The organism is Bacillus sp. JKS001846 (assembly GCF_900176455.1).
Classification (GTDB): domain Bacteria; phylum Bacillota; class Bacilli; order Bacillales; family Bacillaceae_G; genus Bacillus_A; species Bacillus_A cereus.
The window spans coordinates 3,470,700-3,489,975 of the sequence record NZ_FWYG01000001.1; the positions used below are offsets into that span (position 1 = coordinate 3,470,700).

The following is a 19,276-nucleotide window of genomic DNA, read 5'->3' on the forward strand; positions in this document are numbered from 1 at the left end:
ACAAAACTAAAAAACAAATAATAAGTTTGCAACATGTTTGCAAATGCGAATTTTGCATATAAATTCGTGTGATATTGAAAGGAGTTTTACTTATGAAAGAAATTAAAACAGAACAAGAATTCAAAGACATCATCGCAAGCGAGGAACCAGTAGTTGTTAAGTTCTTTACTACATGGTGCCCAGATTGCGTACGTATGGACAACTTTATCGGAGATGTAATGGAAGAGTTCAATAAATTTGAATGGTATTCTATTAATAAAGATGAGTTTCCAAGTATCGCTGAAGAGTATCAAGTAATGGGTATTCCAAGTTTACTTGTATACCAAAACGGTGAGAAGCTAGGCCACTTACATAGTGCTAACGCAAAAACAGAAGAGCAAGTTACTGAGTTTTTAGAAGCATACTAAGTTGAAAGCCCTCTGGAAAATATTTTTCAGAGGGCTTTCAACTGTTTTCATAATTATCTTTTGACGTTTTTCATCGTTTAATGAATTACACCTTGTCATGATAAAAATAATACGTAGTAAGAAAAGTATTCGTTTCCTCATCCATCTACCCTCCTATCTCTTTAGTAAATAAACTCTGATTAGGTTCACACCCTAACTTTGTACTTTTCAACATATTTTTCCTTCACGAAACTTTGTTATCCCCTTCTTAAAAAGCTATAAAACGTCAACAATGTTTGTATAGACCCACACGACTTTCGTTTGATACTCTATTTATAGAAAGAAATTCCTTTAAAGAAAGGTGAGTGATTAAAATGGATACTCTTTCTCATAAAGAAGCTGATAAAGGTGCTATTGTCAGCATTATGGCCTACATATTTTTATCCTCTATGAAAATCATCATCAGTTATATTACCCTCTCTAGCGCATTACGTGCTGACGGTTTAAATAACTTAACGGATATCGGTGCTTCTTTAGCGATATTAATTGGTCTAAAAATATCTCGTAAACCTCGTGACCCAGATCATCCGTATGGGCATTCGCGGGCCGAACAAATCGCATCACTTGTTGCGTCCTTCATTATGGCAACAGTCGGATTAGAAGTTGTTATTAGTGCCATTCAATCTTTCTTAAATCCGAAACAAGCAGCGCCTAATATACTCGCTGCATGGGTTGCTTTATTTTCTGCTGTCGTTATGTACTGCGTGTATTTGTATACGAAAAAAATTGCAGCACGAACAAAAAGTAAATCATTAGAAGCCGCTGCAAAGGATAATTTATCAGATGCACTCGTAAGTATTGGTACCGTAGTAGGTATTGTCGGTTCTCAGTTCCAAATGCCTATTTTAGACCCTATTGCCGCTTTAATTGTCGGTCTTATTATTTGTAAAACTGCATGGGAGATTTTCGTAGAATCTTCTCATATGCTTACAGATGGAATTGATCCTGATAAAATGGAAGAATACGCTGATGCTATTGAGCATATTGGCGGTGTGGAAAACATTGTAGATATTAGAGCACGTATGTATGGGAATCAAACGTACGTTGATATTACAATTGAAGTAGATGCTCGCATGGATGTTGGAGAAAGTCACTGTATTACCGACAACATCGAAGCTATGCTTCGCAAAAAGTTTGGAATTTACCATGCACACATTCATGTTGAGCCAATGAAAAAAGAACCTATTATGACATAGGTTCTTTTTTTATGAACGTTTTATGGAATATAACACATAAAACGAGCCAGCTACCACCAGCTGCCCATCCTGCTAATATGTCAGATGGATAGTGCACGCCAAGATATATTCGGCTAACTGAAATAGATAATACAACAAAGCTTGCTATAAGAATAATTAACAATTTTTTATGCAACGAAATACGTTCTTCAGTAATTGTGACGTATGCAATAAATCCTAAAAAAGCAGTAGCATTCATCGTATGACCGCTCGGAAAACTATATCCAGTTGCAGTAACAAGCTGCGTGACATCAGGTCTTGCTCGTTCGTACCATAGTTTAAGCATACTGTTTAAATAACGAGATCCGTAGTAATTAATTGTTAGAAGTAACGCACTAAGTAACTTTTTTCTAACGAGAAAATACATTACAAGAATAATGAGTAATGGAAAATATATTCTTTTGGAACCGATAAAAGACACCCAAGTAAAATAGGTCGTCAAATAATCGTTTCGAAAGCTTTGAATAAAATGTGCGACTATATTGTCAAAGTTCTCAATACAAGCGGTATGATACGAAAGTGATAATACGACAAAACAAATGAGTAACGTAAAACTTAGCAAGTATAAATGTCGATATCGTTTCACATACATAACCTCACTATGCAAAAAAATGGAGCGGTTGTTTTAGTTTTCCTCTCCATTTCTTTTTTATGCATAGTTTATTAAAAAATATAATTATTAATTTTTTGCTTCATCTCAGGGATATCTTCTCTTGTTACAGTGAAGCGAATAACCTTCTCATCAAGATCAAGTGCTTCAGCGAATAAACCAGCTAATCCACGTGATTTTCTATCTACTTCCATAATTATTTCTAATCGGTCGTATGCACGTGGCAAAATTAATAATTCTAATTCATCTAATCTGCCGTAGTACTCTCCAGAAACCGGAATAAACTCAAATTCTTGTGCGAATGGAACTTGCTTACGTAATCGGTGCGGTAATTCTTCACATTCTATATGACGTGCTTTAAACCCTAATTCATTTACACTATCTAAAACACTACTTAATAATGCATTAGGTAACACTTGAACGTAGTCGCGGTCACTTGGGTCTATACTACGTTTAATATCAAGACCTGTATGAATCCAAACCGTTTTCATACCAAGTGTAAGTGGTGCTTCAATTGGCATTGGAAAAGAAAATGGAATGTCAACTGTTTCATTCGGTTCTACAGAAAAAGGTTCGGTTAAGCGTACTCGCTCTAAATCATATGTTGCTGTTACTTTTTTATCATCCACTTCTCGTACATACGACGTCGATAATGTTAAGTAAATGCTTTCAATTTGTTGGCTAACTGAACCTCCAGTTATATGAACCTTTCCAACTATTTCTTCCCCAACAATATACTCATCTTTTTCAAGAACAGTATCTACCTTTGCACTTCCAATACCAACGCTTGCTAAAAACTTTTGAAACATGGAGTCTCCATCCTTTCTAAAGCAGAAGCTACATCTTGTTTTAAATCTTGTACATTCTCATAGTACGGCGTTTTTATTTGTAACATTCGCATAAGCATTTCGCGATTATAATTTTCCAAAGTTAATTCTTCGTACCATGGTTTTTCCTGTTTTTCATTAGATTCATATCCTGCATATAATAAAAATAATGAGAAATGACCGAGCGCATAAAAGTCGCTACGAAATTGAACTTCTCGCATCAAAGCTTGTTCACCTTCGTAAGTTGTAGCTCGCTTATCATCCTCACCTTTCCATTTAGCTAATCCAAAATCAATAATACTAATTTGATTTTCTTTCATTAATATGTTTGGAATGCGTAAATCTCGGTGAATAATGCCTTCACTATGAAACACCGATACAATTTCTAATATTTCATATAAAATCTCAAAAACTTCACGTTCTGTATATACATACCCATCTATGAAAATATAATCTTCAAAATTTTTACCAGGCATGTACTCCATCACAAAGAAGCTCTTTTTCTCCCATATGAAATGATCATATAGACTAGGAATTGCATGATAATTTAATGTTTGTAAAATCATTTTCTCTTGTTCAAATGATTTTCTACCAGACTCATATCTTTGTTTACTTTGTCTTAATTGTTTTAAGACTTTATATCTATTTATTTGTAAATCATTAACGACATATGTAACCCCATAACTGCCCATTCCAATTACTGATTCAATTTTATAACGCTCTGCAACAATTGTATTTTTTCGCAGTGGTCTATCAAATAATGCTAGTACACGACGCCATTTCATCAGCTACTTGAAAAGAAGCTACGGCTTTTACGTTTTCTTTTATAATGTTGATGTCCATAACCAGATGAACGTCGTTTATAATCGCTACTTGAATACGAGCGCCCTCTACGACGATAATCACTACTTGAATACGAACGATATTTTTTCTTTCCTAATAAAGAATCAATAATTTTTTTGAACATTCCTTCACCTCTTGAGTAAAATTTTCTTTTCATTATATCAATAATTATTGACTATATTTGTGACAGGTTTGTAAAGAGTAAAAAACGACGAGTTATGCCCGTCGTTACTTTCATTCATCCTCTTCATCAAAAACTTCATCAATCATGCATTTCTCTAATAAATACTCAAATGTAATATCTGCGAGATCTTCAATTTCTTCTCGTTTTGGGACGTACCCTCTTTCAATTAGTTGCTCATAAAAAAACTCCGCAATCTCTTCCGTATCAATCACGACTTCAATTTCCTTCATGAGCATCACTCCTTTATTTCTGTTTTATGAAAAAATCTCAAAATTATGTATATGAGATTAGAAAAATAGATTTTATTTTTTTATAGGTCATAAGCTTTGGACGAGATGCATACGATTGTAGTACAAGCTATTCAAAGGGGGAAATAATAATGGAAAATCAATATGAAGTAGGACAAACAAAAGAAGAGTTCATGCATGAAGATCAATGGGCAGACTCTCTTATAAAGTGGCTTTTTATTTTTTTAATAGTTGTAGGCATACCTTATACTGCATATGTTGTTGTTCAATTTATTCTCTCTTTCTAGTTAACTACTTTTTCTCTGTCAATTTAACTAAATAATTATGAACAACATCCATTACAATTTTATATTCTTCATCTTTAAATGTATCGAACAATAATTGATAATCGTTATAAATGTCAAGTAATCCATCAATGATTTCTTGACGATTCGTCTTAACACTCACTTTTTTCGAGTTGTTAATTGACTTTAACTTTCCTAAATCCAATTTATTCATACCTGCTTTATCTTGTTTCATTTTCTTCAAAATTGCATTTGCCGTTTGAGCATTGGCTAGTAACGTTAAATCTGATTCATCCGCTTCTAACCATTCACCATCCGTAATCCGTGACAATTCATAAATTGTATCTTCCCATGCGTCATTCTTATATCTCCATACTTCTGTACGAAAACCAACAATACGGAAAACATCTTTATCATATCCAGTTACTTGCACAAGATCACCAAACGTGAAATTATAATTTAATTCAATCCACTCCGTATCGCCCTTTTTCATATCTTGCTCTGTAACGTGCTGCAATGTTTGCTCTACGTAAAATCCATCGTGATTATTGACTTCGTATACATAAACTCCATCTAAAACCTTCATATTTGTGATTTTCCCAACGGTTCCATATAGCGTAATCACGACTATGTCCCCTACGTTGTATTTAGGTTGTTTTTTTCTTGCCATCTCTATCTCTCCTTTTTTTGACGTCGTGATTTTGATATCAGTATATGCAACCTACATAAAAACGCTTATCACAGAAGCTTATATTCATAAATTTTTTCAATAAAAAATATAATCTTATAAAATTTACATTACACTCAAACAAAAGCTAGTAACTAGACTAGCTTCAAATCAGCAAATTTCATAATAAAAAAACATACAGAATACTTCACTTTAAATAAAGTAATGTATTCTGTATGTTTTCAAATAGTTTTTATCTATCTTGTATGTATAAATCCCAGGCTTCATCAAATATAGACATACTTTCTAGCATTCCGCTCAACTCTAAGTATGAACTAATTTCATCATAGTCTTCAGATTGCTTCGGAAAACTTAAATCATCATACATCGCCTCTGCTAAATCTGAAATTTCATTTCTAAATAAAGCTGCACGATGCTTCATCATATAATGGTAAAATGTCTTTTTCAAAAATATTCCCTACCTTTCTAACTTGGGTACATTATACAAGGCAAAAAAGAAAAAAACCAGCATAAAAGCTGGTTAAAAGTCGAAATAATTTCTTTTTAATAGACGCGGTCTTCCCATTAATTCTTCATATGTTAGTTGTTTTGGTAAATCTTTCGTGTAAATTAAGAATAATTGATCTTCAATTTCTTTTACTGTATGGTCTGATTGATAGTCCATCCCACACGAGGAACAAGAAATACATGGTGTCTCTTGGATTTCAATGGCTTTCGTACCATCTGGTAATTCCCAATATACAGTATTCAAGCTTTCTTTCGCTTCTGTACTGTCACACCACATACAATTCATACTGCATCACCCTCAGTTTTTTTGTCGTTTTCTTCTAACTTAGCCATTTGTGCTTGATATTTTTTATCTTTTAATTGATCGCGCTTATCACGTTTATCTTTTAAAGATGCATGAGTATCATTATCTTCGTAGTCTTTACGACGGTTCATACGCTGTAAGTCGTCTGGAACGAGGTTAAATTTCTTATCGCTCATAAGACCTGCGATACCAACATCTGAACGTTTTTCTTCGTAGTTCGGATAAATCTCTTTAAAGTATCCTTCCGCTCTTCCTGGAATATAGCTCTCTGGCTCTGGATACGTCGTAATAACACCTTCAAAGTTACGAAGTACAACTTTATCTGCACTTTGTGAGATTAAATAGTTTGGTTGAAGTGCAATTTTACCGCCTCCGCCTGGCGCATCAACAACGAATGTCGGAACAGCATAACCAGATGTGTGTCCACGTAAACCTTCAATAATTTCAAGACCTTTAGATACTGGTGCACGGAAGTGACCGATACCTTCAGATAAGTCACATTGATAAATGTAGTATGGACGTACACGGATTTTTACTAAGTCATGCATAAGTTTTTTCATAATTGGAACGCTGTCGTTAATACCAGCTAAAATTACTGCTTGGTTTCCGACTGGAACACCAGCATTCGCTAACATTTCACATGCCTTTTTCGATTCTTCAGTAATTTCAATAGATGTATTGAAATGTGTATTTAACCATACTGGATGGTATTTTTTAATAATGTTACATAAGTTTTCTGTAATACGTTGTGGGAATACTACTGGTGCTCTCGTTCCGATACGAATAATCTCAACATGCGGAATCTCTCGTAAATTTTTTAATACATATTCTAAAATTTTATCGTTAATTAGAAGTCCGTCACCACCGGAGATTAATACATCTCGTACTTGTGGCGTTTCACGAATATAAGCAATTGCATCATCTAATTGTTTCTTCGGTACACCCATTCCAATTTGTCCACTAAAACGACGACGTGTACAGTAACGACAATACATAGAACATTGATTTGTTACTAAGAATAGTACACGGTCCGGATAACGATGTGTTAGCCCTGGAACTGGTGAATCTTCGTCTTCGTGAAGTGGGTCTTCTAAATCATATTTTGTTTTATATAACTCTTCCGAAATCGGTACTGATTGCATCCGAATCGGACAGCGTGGATCATCAGGATTCATTAGCCAAGCATAGTACGGTGTAATGTTTAACGGGATCGTTTTCGTTGAAATTTTAACGCCCTCTTCTTCTTCAGGTGTTAAGTTAATCACTTTTCTTAAGTCATCTAACGTTTTGATCGTATTCGTTAATTGCCAAACCCAATCATTCCATTGCTCTTCAGTAACATCTTTCCATAATTCGATATCCTTCCAGTGACGATTTGGTTTGTATACATCATGTAACATTGCTATTCCCCCTTTTTATACGCTCATCCTTTATATAAGCAATAGTTATGCCAACTTTACATTGTTGATAAGTAAATGTGCGGAGAACCCTATTACATAAGCGAAAAAATATTTTTAAGCGTTGTATGAAATCAATACTTAACATCATATTCATTACTTTTTATATATGTAAACGCTCTTTTATTGGTGCAAACACACAAAAACCGCCGATTATTCGGCGGTTTTGTCGTACTTGCTCAGTTTATATTGAAGCGTTTGACGAGGGATACCCAACATTTTTGCGGCTTGTAATATATTCCCTTCCGTTTCAATCAACGCTTGATCTATTAATTCTTTTTCTGTTTGATGAAGTGCTTCTCTAAGTGGCATTATACCCTTCTTCTTCGAAAACTTCTCTTTCCGAAATGTACGTGGTAAACAATTGGCTGTTAATGTATTCCCTTCTGCAATAATAACAGCATGTTCAACCGTATGTTTTAACTCCCGGACATTTCCAGGCCACTGATAAGCTTGCAGTCTATCTTTCGCTTCCTCATCAATTTGAAGTACACCTTTTTTATAACTTTTATTATATTCTTTCAAAAAATAAGATGCTAATAATAGTACATCCTCAGTTCTTTCACGAAGCGGTGGGATATATAATGAAAATACGTTTAAGCGATAATATAAATCAGTGCGAATTTTATTCTCTCGTAAACATATTTCTGGAGGCTGGTTCATTGCGGTAATAACACGAACATCTACTTTTCTCGTCTTATTATCACCAATTCTTCTAATGACTCCATCTTCTAACACTCGTAACATTTTTGCCTGCAAATCAAGAGGCATTGAATTCAGTTCATCTAAAAATAATGTACCACCATCAACAAGTTCAAATAGCCCAGCTCTTTCAATCGCTCCCGTATAGCTTCCTTTTGTCGTTCCAAACAATAAACTTTCTAATAGCGACTCTGGTAAAGCTGCACAGTTTTGTGCAATAAATGGCTTGTTTTTTCTTTTAGAAGCTTCATGAATTGCTTGTACGAACAGTTCTTTTCCTGTTCCTGTTTCACCATATATTAAAACATTCGCGTCTGTTGGTGCTACTTTTTGTGCTAACTCTTTCGTCTGTTTAAACCGCGTATCATTTGTCACTATCGTCTCAAATGCAGCGTGCTTTTTAATCACTTTTTTTCTAGATGATCGCTTTATTTTCGACTGTAAGTCAACAATTGTGTCAGTAAGTTTTTGAATTGTAGAGTAATCCTTTGCAATTTCAACAGCCCCAGCAATATTCCCATCTATAAAAATAGGTAACGTCGTATTTACTGTACAAACATCTTCACCATTTAAATTTTGATAATGTTGTACCTGATGTACGATAGGTTTTTTTGTATCTAGTACTTTCATCAATGTACTCGTTTCCCTTGATAAAGACGGGAACGCTTCTAACAGATGTTTTCCTAACACTTTTTCAATCTTGGATCCATCGTGTTTTGCAGCTACAGAATTATAAAATATTGTAATTCCATTTTCATCTACAGCGTGTATAGCCTCATCAATACTGCCCAAAATCGCTTCAATGACTTCTTGTGTCGAAACTGCTAGCAATGTCATCCCCCCTCTTGCCGAAAATCCGGCAATTACATGCCGGATTTTCAGCACACCTATGTGCGATTGCAAGCATGACGATTCCGTTCTATAATTTTGACCAATTTTATATTTTCATTAGATAACTCGAAACTCTAATTAGTACAGCTTTTCGAACACCCAGCTCCACCTAACTGTTTTGCTTTACAGTCAAATTTTGAGACGGAAGTTTTACTGCTTTCGAATAACTAGATAGATCTTTCACCCATATATTCATATCTTCCAACTTATCGAAAATGTAGCAATTATTCGCCAGTCTTCCTGTATACGTATAGCCTAATTGATGAAAGGCAGCATTCATTCCGAAAGAAAGCGATCGAGCAATTGTATAGGAGCAGAAAATAGATCTTTCTCGAAGCTCTTCCTCTAATTTAATTAATAAACTTTTCATAAATCCATGTTTACGATATTCAGGTAAAGTAGCACAATTCGTTAATTCTGCATTCCCTTCCTTTATGTTCATTTCTGCAGATGCTGTACTAATAATTTTCCCCTCAAATTCATACACGTAGTAAATTGTATCGTCTTCTTTCATCGTCTGTAATACATAACTCGCTTCATTTAAAGGTGTCGGATACACTTCAAATACTTTTCCGAAGACAGTTGCTAATTCTTCTGCATCTTCTTCAGTCGCTTTTCTCAGCAAAAATTTCTCTGGAACTACTTTTTCTTTTATTTCTTTTCCTTTTACACCGCTTAATATAGTATCTTCCTCAGTCCAATGCATACTATTTCGTCTTTCATCATTATTATATTTCACAAAAAAGTATGCATCGTGTCCTTGAAAATAATGAGGTATCGTTGCTTCCAACAAAAAACCGAAAGAGAGCCATGTTGAAACATGCTCTCCCTTTCCTTTAATAATACATTTAGTGAAAGAATGTTTCTCTGCTAGTTCGTCAATTGTCTGTATAATACTTTCAACATTTCCTGTATAGTGATCTACCCGGATACGTTTATTAAAATAATCTAAAACGCCTTCTACTGTATAACAATTCGTCTGTTCTCTAAAAGATTCATAGTATTTCATTTTTTCACCTCACACCAATCTAGTAATGTACATGCAATAATTTTTGCGGCAGCTATCATTTTATCAACTTCTATATATTCGTTTGGATAGTGTGCTACTTTCGTCTCTCCTGGACCAAATACTATTGTTGGTACGTTTGCAATTTGTGTAAATAAACCTCCATCAGTCCCCCACGGAGATGCTTCAATAATTGGTTCGTTCCCTTCGATTTCAACAAAGTTATGATGAAGTGTTGTAATGAGTTCATGATTTTCTTCTAATTCACCAGGAACCCATCTCGCTCCAAACCATTCTACTTCTACCGGATTTTCAACAAACCAATTGTCCACATCATTTAATTCAACAATCCAATTCTCAAACTCTTCTTTTGCCGCCTCTATAGTCTCATTCGGCGCAACACCGCATCTTCCTTCTAAAATTAATTCATCGGGAACAGAACTTGGCCAACTCCCTCCTTCAATTTTGCCAATGTTAATTGGAATTGGAATTGGAATTCCTTTAAATAACGGATCTGTAATTCGACTATTTCTTTTCTCCTCTAGCTTTCTTACATGTTCTATAACAAACATGCTTTTTTCAATTGCACTAACCCCTTCATAGCGCGTTCCACCGTGTGCAGCTTTCCCTTTTACACGTAGACGAAACCACATGGAACCTTGTTGTTTCGGGAAAAACTTCATATTAGTAGGCTCTGGAATAATGACACCATCTGCTTTATATCCTCGTAATATAGTTGCTAATGTCCCTGCTCCACCACTTTCCTCTTCTATTACACTTTGAAAATAGATGTCTCCTTTTAATTCAATACTAGATTCAATGATCGCTTCCATCGCAAGCATAAGTGCGACATTTCCGCCCTTCATATCCGTCGTTCCACGGCCATATATACGATTCCCTATTTTCTCACCGCTATAAGGGTGATGTTCCCACTGATTCACATCCCCTTCTGGAACTACATCAATATGCCCATTTAATATCATAGATTTCCCGTCGCCACTTCCTTTTAAAGTTGCTACAATATTTGGGCTATCTGAAAAACTTGTACGGGGTGATACAAAATAAGGATGATCTTTCATTTTAGAAAAGGAGGGCTCCCATATATCGAGATCTAAACCTAATTCACGTAATTTTTCAATCACAATTGCCTGCGCACCGCTTTCATCACCAGATACGCTCTTTTCTTGAATTAATCGTTTTAAAAATTTCACACTTTCCTCTTCATGGCTCTCAATATAATCACAAACTTGCTTTTTTAATTGCTCCATATATTACATCTCCCTTCATTCAATTACTAGTAAGTTAGAACTAATTTGAAAATCAGCTTCTGTATGTCGTTTTACATCTTCTACTGTGTATGGGCTCATTAATTCTTGTAATATAAGTCCACTCGGAGTTACCTCCATGACTGCCATATCAGTAATAATTAAATCTACACATTTCTTTGAAGTTAATGGCAATGTACACTCTGAAACAATTTTTGCATTTCCGTACTTATCAACATGATTCATCACAACAACGACCCGCTTCGCTTTTTGTGCTAAATCCATTGCTCCACCAATACCTGGAACACGTTTTCCAGGTACAATCCAGTTTGCTAAATCGCCATTTTCACTTACTTGTAATGAACCAAGAATCGTTATGTCTAGCAAACCTTTTCGAATCATCCCAAACGCTGTGCAGCTATCGAAATAACTCGCTCCTGTTATAAGAGAAGTTGGTAAACCTGCTGCATTACACAAATTTTCGTCTTCATTCCCTTTACTTGGCGTTGGTCCCATGCCCACAATTCCATTTTCCGCATGAAACATAACATTTATATCGTCAGGCAAATGATTTGGTACAAGCGATGGTATGCCAATACCTAAATTTACAATCATACCATTTTGTATTTCTTTCGCCGCACGCCTAGCAATCTTATCCCTCACTTCTACGCCCATACCCATTTCCAGTTCACTCCTTCCGACGGTACAATATAATTTACGAAAACACCTGGAACGACAATTTCCTCTGGATCTAAACTTCCAAGCGGGACTATTTCTTCCGCTTCTACAATTGTTATATCCCCAGCCATCGCTACGTGAGGATTCATATTTCGTGCACTTTTGTCAAATACAAGGTTACCAAACGGATCTGCCTTTTTTGCATATACAATTGAAACTTCAGCAGTTAATGCTGTTTCAACTAAGTAGGTCTTACCATTCATTTCAACTGTTCGTTTTCCCTCTTCCACAATCGTATCAACACCAACATCAACTAAAACACCACCAAGACCAACGCCACCAGCGCGAATGCGCTCTGCTAATGTTCCCTGCGGAGAAAACTCAATTTGTAATCTTCCCTCGTTTAGTTGCCTTCCTGCATTTGGATTGGAGCCAATGTGAGAAGTAATTATTGATTTAACTCTTTCATTTGTAACAAGACGACCGATACCTACATCAGGAAATCCAGTGTCATTTCCAATTAAATTTAAATTTGTAACGCCTTTTTCTAAAATTGCCTGTATTAAAGATGGAGGGGATCCAATCCCTCCAAATCCCCCAAACATCAATGTCATATCATCATGGAACAAAGAAATTACTTCCTCAATTTCTTTTAATTTACCGAATGTATTTGTAATAGTTGTCATGCGATACTATGCCCTCCTTTTTGCATCATCTCTTCCACACTTTTAGAGAAAATTGAAAGTAATTCATCTAACTCGGAATATGTAGTTGTCATTGGCGGTGCTACAAGCAGCGCACTATCTTCTTTTCCTGCTTGCCCTGAAACTGCTTGATATAAAAGCAGGCCGTTTTTAGCTGCAACTGAAATAAGCTCCGACGCTTTTGTAAACGGTTGCAATTCTACTCCAATTAGCAACCCTTTTCCGCGCACATCAGCAATGATTGTCGATTGTTGTTGAACTTTCTGTAAGCCTTTTATTAAATACTCTCCCTTTTCTGCTGTTTTCTCAGGAAGATTATGTTTCTCCATATATTCAATAACAGCTAAAGCCGTTGCTGCAGACAATGGATTTGCACTTAACGTATGACCGCTCATTACTGAACGTGATCCACGTAATATTGGTTCCATAACACGATCACTTACAACTGTCGCTGCCATCGGTGTATATCCCGCTCCTAACCCTTTACCAAGTGTCATAATATCTGGTTCTACGCCCCAATGCTCCATCGCAAACCATGCTCCAGTACGACCAAGCCCAGTCATTACTTCATCCGCAATAAATAAAATATCGTAATGATTACAAATATCTTTAATGACTTTATAATAGTCTTTCGGCGGAACAACCGCGCCTCCAGCTGCTCCGATAATCGGCTCAGCAATAAAAGCAGCAATATGCTCTGCACCAATTCTTTCAATTGATCTTTCTAGTTCAGTCGCACATGCCAGCTGACAAGTTGGATATACCTTTTGAACAGGACATCTGAAACAATATGGAGCTGGTATAGTCGGATAATCTTCCAAAATAGATACGAAACGTTGTCTACGTAGTGGATGCCCAGACATCGATAAAGCACCCATCGTAATACCGTGATAACTCATCCATCTTGATAAAATTTTATGTTTCCCTTGAATACCTCGCTCTTGAAAATGCTGAATTGCAATTTTCATAGCTGTTTCATTCGCTTCCGTACCACTATTTACAAAAAAACTCCAGTTCAAATCTCCTACACTTAAATCACTTAACTTCTTCGCTAATTTTTCAGCTGGTTCACTCGTAAACTGTGATCTATAAACGAAAGCAATCTCCTCAGCTTGCTTTTTAATAACGTCTGCAATCTCCTTTACGCCATGCCCAATACCTGCCGTAATTGCTCCTGACGAACCATCAAAATATTTATTGCCATTTTGATCATACAAATAAACACCTTTTCCATGTGAAATCATTGGATACGGCTGACCAACAAGTGGTTTAATTAAGTAATCGCGCATAGCGCTCCCCCATTTCTCCAATTTGTATATATATATGAAGAAAATTGACGTTTCTTTCATAAAAAAGAATCCTCTGCAAAAGCAGTGAATTTATCAAAAAACTATTATAAAATATACAAATGAGTGCTTAAAAAATTTTACAAAACAGAAAATTCAGAACTAAAAAACCGAAGACCAACCCTTTTCTATACGCCCAAATGACCCTCCTTTTTATATGAAATGACTGCATCACCAAATGTTTTTATAGCATAATGCCAGCTGTCCTTAAATACCGACATTCTGTACACTTCGACGGAACTCCCGTTAAACTCCTTCCTATTATCCTACTTTAAATTGCATATTTTAAAACAAATTTCGACACCCACCTTACTAATCAATTCAGATTCCTATTCATTATGTAAACTTTTCATTTTTAAACTATAAAAAAAGAACCGATTAACCACACTAATCAGTTCGTCATGACGCTCTCTTATGGGTTAATACTGTCAATTGCTAAAATAAATAGAAAAATGAAGTTTACAAATTCATCCTACAGTCTATAACACAAAACCTTTTCATAACTTCATTCACAATTACTATCGGGATATCCCTATCCCGAAGTGGCACTCCTTTCCTCAGATTAAAAGTATCTTTCCTTTATAATTTATGTAGGACAATTATCACTTTGTATGTGTATTTGCCTATAATTAAAAAAATCCCTAGTTTTCTAGCGATTTTTGGACATGTATTCAATATGTTAATTGAAATGCACTTTCAATTTGGCATTTATTTTACTTTCGTACAGTCATATGTACTGCTTTACTCTGTGAAATTCTCGTAAGCACCAGCACCTCTTTATGAAAACATATTTGTTGTCACTTTTTAATTTCCCCTTTATAAAATCATTTTTTTTGCATAACCGCTTTCTTGCTTCGCATATAGTTTTAATGATGACAAAGGAGGAATGTTCATGTCTCAATCTGAAATCGAAAAATATGGACAAGAAGTTACGCAATACGAACAGCTCGCACGTTACTATCAGTTTCGTAACCCTAAAAAATATATAGAATTATATATGAAATATTACGATGCACTATCAAAACTTGTACAGGCGTATGAAACAAGAGACTCACAAGAAGCTGCTTTACCATCACATATAAGAATTTTTCATGCCGATCCAAATATACCGGCGGTTGACATTTTAGTAAACGGACAAAAGGTTATTAAAAATATTTCATTTAAGCAATTCAGCCCTTATTTATCATTAGTGCAAGGTAAATACCGTATAGATATTGTTCCTGTCGGAAATGAAACTCCAATCTTTTCAGCGTTGGTACCAATAATGGGAAATCATACTTATACTCTTGCTGCAATAAATAGTGATAATCACCTACAATTACAACCTATACTTGATAATACACATTTACCAGCTGGTCAAGCAAAAATACGCTTTGCACATTTCTCTCCAGATACCCCTGTTGTAAATGTAGATTTAAAAGATGGAGATCATTTATTTGAAAATGCACTCTTTAAACAAATAACCGATTTTTTGCAAGTTAGCCCTGGTACAGCAGATATTGAAATTTCACTCGCAGATAATAAAAACGTTTTATTGACTATACCGAAATTCAATGTTGAACCAAATGTTATTTATACAATTTCAATAGTAGGTTATTCAACTAAAGATCCTAAAATAGAAGCCGTTATACTCACAAATTAAAACAGTCTACACCATTCATTTGGTGTAGACTGTTTATTTTTGAAATGCAATTTGAAATTCTGTCCAATCGTTATCTGATCGACACATAATGGATCCATTATGTTTTTCCACAATTTGTTTACATACAAACAATCCAATACCAGTTCCTAACTTTTTAGTAGTTACAAATGGTTCAAAAATCGTTTCTACATTTTCAGCTGGAATCATTGGTCCATTATTTTTTATCACAATTCGAATAGCTTGATCTTCTTCAAATACATCAATGATAATTTTTCGTTCTTCTTTCATTGATTCAAGAGCATCAATTGAATTCATTAATATGTTTAAAAATACTTGTCTCACTTCACTCCGATAACCAACAAGCGGAATTGGATATGGTAAATTCTTTTCAATCAAAACATTCGCATTGACCAAACTCGGATATAAGAATTGTATAATGTCTTGAAACAAGTCATTAAGCCAAAACCGTTCCGATTCATTCCACATTTCTTTTTTTGATACGAGTAAAAATTGCGAAATACGAAAATTTAATTGATCTAATTCATGCGAAATAATATCTAAATACGATAAACTCGGATGATCTGCCTTTAATAATTTGACAAACCCCATAATGGAAGTAAGCGGATTACGAAATTCATGTACAAAACTAGCTGACATTTGTCCTAAAATCGTCAGTCTTTCTTTATGTGTTTCGTTAATATATTGCTGTTTTTCCTCTAAATTCTTCGATATAATTTCCGAGTATTTTAAAACGGTATAATAAATTAATTTGTCAAAACAAGTATGTATTTTTGCCATAATTGGTTTCAATTCACGAGCGCTAACATCTAATTCACACATCGCTTCGAAAAGTTCATTTCTTCCCACGTTTGCGTTATAAACAAAATCTCCAATATTCGCATCTGCTCCAGCACGTTCAATAGCAATTTTCTCACATAACGGTTGAAGATAATTTATATCTTTATCTTCCATAGTAAGTTCGATAATTAACTCTAGTAAATCCTCTCCATTTTGAACTACTTCTAGTTTAAATGGATCTTTTTCGGAAATTATCATTTTGTTTTTCCAGTTCTCTACGAATTGGTGCCTATTGTTTTTCAAGTGTGAACAAAATATTTCTTTAATATCCTTATCGATTGGAAAAACCTCCATTCCCTCCATTTCCATACGACGAATACCCTTTATATTTTGAATATTAACACAAAAAATACGATTCGTTAATAGATTTTTGTCACATTTTGTTAATTTCTGTTGATAAAATTATTTTTTCTTTCTTATTTAACTAATTGTATGCAAATCCCCTTTTTCCTTCACATATTTTCATTATTTCCGTAGTCAAAACGACTTTTTTTGCATCATTTTTAATTCTTGCGTACAATAGAAAATGAAAGGTGTGAAAAATATGGTAAATAAAAATGTGGAAGATTATCTCCAAGAAGGCATTTACGGCCAAAAGCAAAACAAACCAGAAGAACGTAATATGTATTTAACTACATTACGTGAGCGTGTGGAAATCGCTTTAACGATCGGTCAAGTAATGCAAAGTAATGTATACTCTGAAGTGGCGGGTAGCATGCGCCCTTCTCAATCATTACAACTCCTCCTAAATGGTGGCATTGCTTACCCACATTTATCAAAATACATTAAATTAGCAAACGAAAAAAATGTTCCTTTTACAATTGTTCAAAATAAAGATACAAAAACACCAATCGGTTTAGTATTAACTCATGCTACTGCTGTAGATAAAGAACAAATTTATGTAGAAGATACTATTTTCAAACAAGAAATGAAGTAAAAGTTACACTTAATTAAATAGTTACTAGAAGCGTAAAAAACGAGTATGGAATCGTAAACATTTCCTACTCGTTTTTTAGTGCAAGTTTTAAGTTTTTCTATTTTATTTTTTAATACATACTAATTTCATTTCTGTCATTTCTTCTATTGCATATTTAATTCCTTCACGCCCCGTACCACTTTCTTTCACACCACCATAAGGCATATGATCTACTCTGAACGTTGGGATATCATTAATCATGACACCACCAACCTCTAGCTCATCAATTGCACGCATTGCTTTAAATAAATTATTTGTGAATACACCTGCCTGTAAGCCGTAACGCGAATTATTTACTTGTTCAATCGCTTCATCAAATTCTTTAAATGTATTTACTGTCATGAGTGGACCGAATACTTCTTGGCACTGCACAGATACATAATCTGGAACATTTGTTAATACAGTCGGTTCAAAAATTCTTGCATCCCGCTTCTTACCACCGCATAAAACAGTTGCTCCTTCCTTAATTGCTTCTTGAACCCACATATCAATTCGCTCTACATCTTTTTTTGAAATTAAAGCTGATACATCCGTTTCCTCAAGCAGTGGATCACCAACAACAACTGATTCCATCGCTTTCTTTAGCTTCGAAAGAAATTCATGTATTTTCGTTTCATGTACAAAAACACGTTGTACGGAAATACAAACTTGTCCATTATTAACAAATGCTCCCCATTTTACACGTTCAATTATTTCATCTGTTAACTCTACATCTTCATCAATAATAACAGCAGCATTTGATCCTAGTTCTAACGTAACTCGTTTTAGCCCAGCCTTTTGTTTTATTCCGATTCCAACTTTTGGACTTCCGGTAAAAGTAATAGAAGCAACGTAATCATTTTTGACGATTGCCTCACCAACCGTGGAGCCAGGGCCAGAAATGATATTTAAAGCTCCATTTGGCAATCCTGCCTCTTCAAATAACTCAACTAATGCATAAGATGATAATGGCGTTTGATCAGCTGGCTTTAATACAACTGTATTTCCGGCAGCAATTGCTGGTCCAACTTTATGCGCTACTAAATTTAATGGGAAATTAAATGGTGTAATAGCCCCTATAACCCCAATCGGCTTTCGGATTGTATATGCGATACGCCCATCCGCACCAGGTGCGGCGTCTAATGGCAATGTCTCACCATATATACGCTTCGCTTCTTCAGCTGCAAATTTGTATGTTTGAACAGTACGATCTACTTCTCCCCTTGCAGCACGTATTGGTTTTGCAGCTTCTTTTGCAATAATCTCTGCAAATTCTTCTCTTCTTTCATCCATTTTTTGTGCAACTTTCTCTAAAATAGTCGCACGATCATATGCAGATAATGTATTCATTTTTGTCATTGCATTTTTTGCAGCGGTAACAGCCTCTTTTACATCTTCTTCCGTGCCTTGTGCAATTTCCGCTAATGTTTCTTCAGAATATGGTGCATATAATGGTTTATACGTGTTTACAGATTTCCAATCTCCATTTATATATAAATGCTTTTTCATACTTCTTCTCCTTCCAAATATATGTATACAACAATACTTCACCTAGTGAAAGGTTTGACTTATGTCATTGTATCATAGCCCTTATCC

Annotated in this window: 22 protein-coding genes; 5 read left to right on the forward strand and 17 right to left on the reverse strand. The window is 35.0% G+C overall.

Annotation, left to right across the window (positions count from 1 at the left end; translation table 11 throughout):
* Positions 1 to 92 precede the first annotated feature (92 nt).
* Positions 93 to 407, forward strand: a complete 315-nt coding sequence (locus B9A45_RS18520; protein ID WP_000658787.1) for a thioredoxin family protein — start codon at positions 93 to 95, stop codon at positions 405 to 407.
* Positions 408 to 760: 353 nt separating this feature from the next.
* Positions 761 to 1,642, forward strand: coding sequence for a cation diffusion facilitator family transporter (locus tag B9A45_RS18525; protein ID WP_000380380.1), 882 nt, complete (start codon positions 761 to 763; stop codon positions 1,640 to 1,642).
* Here B9A45_RS18525 and B9A45_RS18530 read toward each other — a convergent pair.
* The 5 genes from B9A45_RS18530 to B9A45_RS18550 form a co-directional block, all read right to left on the reverse strand.
* Positions 1,632 to 2,267 (reverse strand): phosphatase PAP2 family protein, encoded by a 636-nt coding sequence (locus B9A45_RS18530; RefSeq protein WP_000833370.1) that lies wholly within the window; start codon positions 2,265 to 2,267, stop codon positions 1,632 to 1,634. The genes B9A45_RS18525 and B9A45_RS18530 overlap by 11 nt on opposite strands.
* Before the next feature lie 77 nt (positions 2,268 to 2,344).
* Complete coding sequence (locus B9A45_RS18535; RefSeq protein WP_000486631.1) at positions 2,345 to 3,100, reverse strand: sporulation protein; 756 nt, start codon at positions 3,098 to 3,100, stop codon at positions 2,345 to 2,347.
* Positions 3,082 to 3,903: a serine/threonine protein kinase gene (locus B9A45_RS18540; RefSeq protein WP_016109914.1), complete on the reverse strand. Its 822-nt coding sequence runs from the start codon at positions 3,901 to 3,903 to the stop codon at positions 3,082 to 3,084. Before B9A45_RS18540 ends, B9A45_RS18535 begins: the two co-directional genes overlap by 19 nt.
* Positions 3,903 to 4,085 carry a hypothetical protein gene (locus tag B9A45_RS18545; protein WP_000473371.1) on the reverse strand — a complete coding sequence of 61 codons (183 nt, stop codon included), beginning with the start codon at positions 4,083 to 4,085 and terminating at the stop codon, positions 3,903 to 3,905. The genes B9A45_RS18540 and B9A45_RS18545 overlap by 1 nt, the downstream gene beginning before the upstream one ends.
* A 110-nt stretch (positions 4,086 to 4,195) precedes the next feature.
* Complete coding sequence (locus B9A45_RS18550; protein WP_000658451.1) at positions 4,196 to 4,375, reverse strand: YozD family protein; 180 nt, start codon at positions 4,373 to 4,375, stop codon at positions 4,196 to 4,198.
* Between the two features lie 149 nt (positions 4,376 to 4,524).
* Here B9A45_RS18550 and B9A45_RS18555 point away from each other — a divergent pair, with 149 nt between their 5' ends.
* On the forward strand, positions 4,525 to 4,680 hold the full coding sequence (locus tag B9A45_RS18555; RefSeq protein WP_000431486.1) for a DUF3930 family protein: 156 nt from the start codon (positions 4,525 to 4,527) through the stop codon (positions 4,678 to 4,680).
* Positions 4,681 to 4,684: 4 nt separating this feature from the next.
* Here B9A45_RS18555 and B9A45_RS18560 read toward each other — a convergent pair whose 3' ends face one another.
* The 10 genes from B9A45_RS18560 to B9A45_RS18605 all read right to left on the reverse strand — a co-directional run bounded on the left by B9A45_RS18560 (position 4,685) and on the right by B9A45_RS18605 (position 14,168).
* Entirely contained in the window at positions 4,685 to 5,347 is a 663-nt protein-coding gene (locus B9A45_RS18560; RefSeq protein WP_000101499.1) for a hypothetical protein, read from the reverse strand.
* 250 nt (positions 5,348 to 5,597) lie between these two features.
* A complete protein-coding gene (locus B9A45_RS18565; protein ID WP_000750717.1) occupies positions 5,598 to 5,813 on the reverse strand; it encodes a YozE family protein in 216 nt (71 codons plus the stop codon).
* Positions 5,814 to 5,885: 72 nt separating this feature from the next.
* Complete coding sequence (locus tag B9A45_RS18570) at positions 5,886 to 6,158, reverse strand: YokU family protein (RefSeq protein ID WP_000995763.1); 273 nt, start codon at positions 6,156 to 6,158, stop codon at positions 5,886 to 5,888.
* Positions 6,155 to 7,576: a lysine 2,3-aminomutase gene (gene ablA / locus B9A45_RS18575; RefSeq protein WP_000902142.1), complete on the reverse strand. Its 1,422-nt coding sequence runs from the start codon at positions 7,574 to 7,576 to the stop codon at positions 6,155 to 6,157. The genes B9A45_RS18570 and ablA overlap by 4 nt, the downstream gene beginning before the upstream one ends.
* Before the next feature lie 210 nt (positions 7,577 to 7,786).
* Complete coding sequence (rocR, locus tag B9A45_RS18580; RefSeq protein ID WP_074643110.1) at positions 7,787 to 9,172, reverse strand: arginine utilization transcriptional regulator RocR; 1,386 nt, start codon at positions 9,170 to 9,172, stop codon at positions 7,787 to 7,789.
* Positions 9,173 to 9,335: 163 nt separating this feature from the next.
* A complete protein-coding gene (gene ablB, locus B9A45_RS18585) occupies positions 9,336 to 10,235 on the reverse strand; it encodes a putative beta-lysine N-acetyltransferase (protein ID WP_084064503.1) in 900 nt (299 codons plus the stop codon).
* Complete coding sequence (locus tag B9A45_RS18590) at positions 10,232 to 11,500, reverse strand: peptidase (protein ID WP_000436691.1); 1,269 nt, start codon at positions 11,498 to 11,500, stop codon at positions 10,232 to 10,234. Before B9A45_RS18590 ends, ablB begins: the two co-directional genes overlap by 4 nt.
* 15 nt (positions 11,501 to 11,515) lie before the next feature.
* Positions 11,516 to 12,178 carry a CoA transferase subunit B gene (locus B9A45_RS18595; protein ID WP_000525278.1) on the reverse strand — a complete coding sequence of 221 codons (663 nt, stop codon included), beginning with the start codon at positions 12,176 to 12,178 and terminating at the stop codon, positions 11,516 to 11,518.
* Entirely contained in the window at positions 12,163 to 12,861 is a 699-nt protein-coding gene (gene atoD, locus B9A45_RS18600; protein WP_000208102.1) for an acetate CoA-transferase subunit alpha, read from the reverse strand. Before atoD ends, B9A45_RS18595 begins: the two co-directional genes overlap by 16 nt.
* Positions 12,858 to 14,168 (reverse strand): aspartate aminotransferase family protein, encoded by a 1,311-nt coding sequence (locus B9A45_RS18605; protein ID WP_001205879.1) that lies wholly within the window; start codon positions 14,166 to 14,168, stop codon positions 12,858 to 12,860. The genes atoD and B9A45_RS18605 overlap by 4 nt, the downstream gene beginning before the upstream one ends.
* Before the next feature lie 949 nt (positions 14,169 to 15,117).
* On the opposite strand from B9A45_RS18605, the gene B9A45_RS18610 reads away from it, so the two are divergent.
* Complete coding sequence (locus tag B9A45_RS18610) at positions 15,118 to 15,867, forward strand: DUF4397 domain-containing protein (RefSeq protein WP_016109913.1); 750 nt, start codon at positions 15,118 to 15,120, stop codon at positions 15,865 to 15,867.
* 33 nt (positions 15,868 to 15,900) lie between these two features.
* On the opposite strand, the gene B9A45_RS18615 is transcribed toward B9A45_RS18610, so the two are convergent.
* Complete coding sequence (locus tag B9A45_RS18615; RefSeq protein ID WP_000425086.1) at positions 15,901 to 17,034, reverse strand: BA2291 family sporulation histidine kinase; 1,134 nt, start codon at positions 17,032 to 17,034, stop codon at positions 15,901 to 15,903.
* Positions 17,035 to 17,269: 235 nt separating this feature from the next.
* Here B9A45_RS18615 and B9A45_RS18620 point away from each other — a divergent pair, with 235 nt between their 5' ends.
* Positions 17,270 to 17,662: a YueI family protein gene (locus B9A45_RS18620; protein WP_000247557.1), complete on the forward strand. Its 393-nt coding sequence runs from the start codon at positions 17,270 to 17,272 to the stop codon at positions 17,660 to 17,662.
* Between the two features lie 102 nt (positions 17,663 to 17,764).
* Here the strand turns inward: B9A45_RS18620 and B9A45_RS18625 are convergent, their stop codons facing one another.
* On the reverse strand, positions 17,765 to 19,189 hold the full coding sequence (locus B9A45_RS18625; protein ID WP_016109912.1) for an aldehyde dehydrogenase family protein: 1,425 nt from the start codon (positions 19,187 to 19,189) through the stop codon (positions 17,765 to 17,767).
* Between the last annotated feature and the right edge of the window lie 87 nt (positions 19,190 to 19,276).

Coding starts and splice junctions, on each gene's coding strand:
- atoD (WP_000208102.1), bottom strand. CDS start 12,861: ATGACAACTATTACAAATACATTCGGTAAATTAAAAGAAATTGAGGAA.
- B9A45_RS18570 (WP_000995763.1), bottom strand. CDS start 6,158: ATGAATTGTATGTGGTGTGACAGTACAGAAGCGAAAGAAAGCTTGAAT.
- B9A45_RS18525 (WP_000380380.1), top strand. CDS start 761: ATGGATACTCTTTCTCATAAAGAAGCTGATAAAGGTGCTATTGTCAGC.
- B9A45_RS18560 (WP_000101499.1), bottom strand. CDS start 5,347: ATGGCAAGAAAAAAACAACCTAAATACAACGTAGGGGACATAGTCGTG.
- ablA (WP_000902142.1), bottom strand. CDS start 7,576: ATGTTACATGATGTATACAAACCAAATCGTCACTGGAAGGATATCGAA.
- B9A45_RS18615 (WP_000425086.1), bottom strand. CDS start 17,034: ATGGAAATGGAGGGAATGGAGGTTTTTCCAATCGATAAGGATATTAAA.
- B9A45_RS18625 (WP_016109912.1), bottom strand. CDS start 19,189: ATGAAAAAGCATTTATATATAAATGGAGATTGGAAATCTGTAAACACG.
- B9A45_RS18595 (WP_000525278.1), bottom strand. CDS start 12,178: ATGGGTATGGGCGTAGAAGTGAGGGATAAGATTGCTAGGCGTGCGGCG.
- B9A45_RS18545 (WP_000473371.1), bottom strand. CDS start 4,085: ATGTTCAAAAAAATTATTGATTCTTTATTAGGAAAGAAAAAATATCGT.
- B9A45_RS18520 (WP_000658787.1), top strand. CDS start 93: ATGAAAGAAATTAAAACAGAACAAGAATTCAAAGACATCATCGCAAGC.
- ablB (WP_084064503.1), bottom strand. CDS start 10,235: ATGAAATACTATGAATCTTTTAGAGAACAGACGAATTGTTATACAGTA.
- B9A45_RS18555 (WP_000431486.1), top strand. CDS start 4,525: ATGGAAAATCAATATGAAGTAGGACAAACAAAAGAAGAGTTCATGCAT.
- B9A45_RS18550 (WP_000658451.1), bottom strand. CDS start 4,375: ATGAAGGAAATTGAAGTCGTGATTGATACGGAAGAGATTGCGGAGTTT.
- B9A45_RS18620 (WP_000247557.1), top strand. CDS start 17,270: ATGGTAAATAAAAATGTGGAAGATTATCTCCAAGAAGGCATTTACGGC.
- B9A45_RS18610 (WP_016109913.1), top strand. CDS start 15,118: ATGTCTCAATCTGAAATCGAAAAATATGGACAAGAAGTTACGCAATAC.
- B9A45_RS18535 (WP_000486631.1), bottom strand. CDS start 3,100: ATGTTTCAAAAGTTTTTAGCAAGCGTTGGTATTGGAAGTGCAAAGGTA.
- B9A45_RS18605 (WP_001205879.1), bottom strand. CDS start 14,168: ATGCGCGATTACTTAATTAAACCACTTGTTGGTCAGCCGTATCCAATG.
- rocR (WP_074643110.1), bottom strand. CDS start 9,172: ATGACATTGCTAGCAGTTTCGACACAAGAAGTCATTGAAGCGATTTTG.
- B9A45_RS18590 (WP_000436691.1), bottom strand. CDS start 11,500: ATGGAGCAATTAAAAAAGCAAGTTTGTGATTATATTGAGAGCCATGAA.
- B9A45_RS18540 (WP_016109914.1), bottom strand. CDS start 3,903: ATGAAATGGCGTCGTGTACTAGCATTATTTGATAGACCACTGCGAAAA.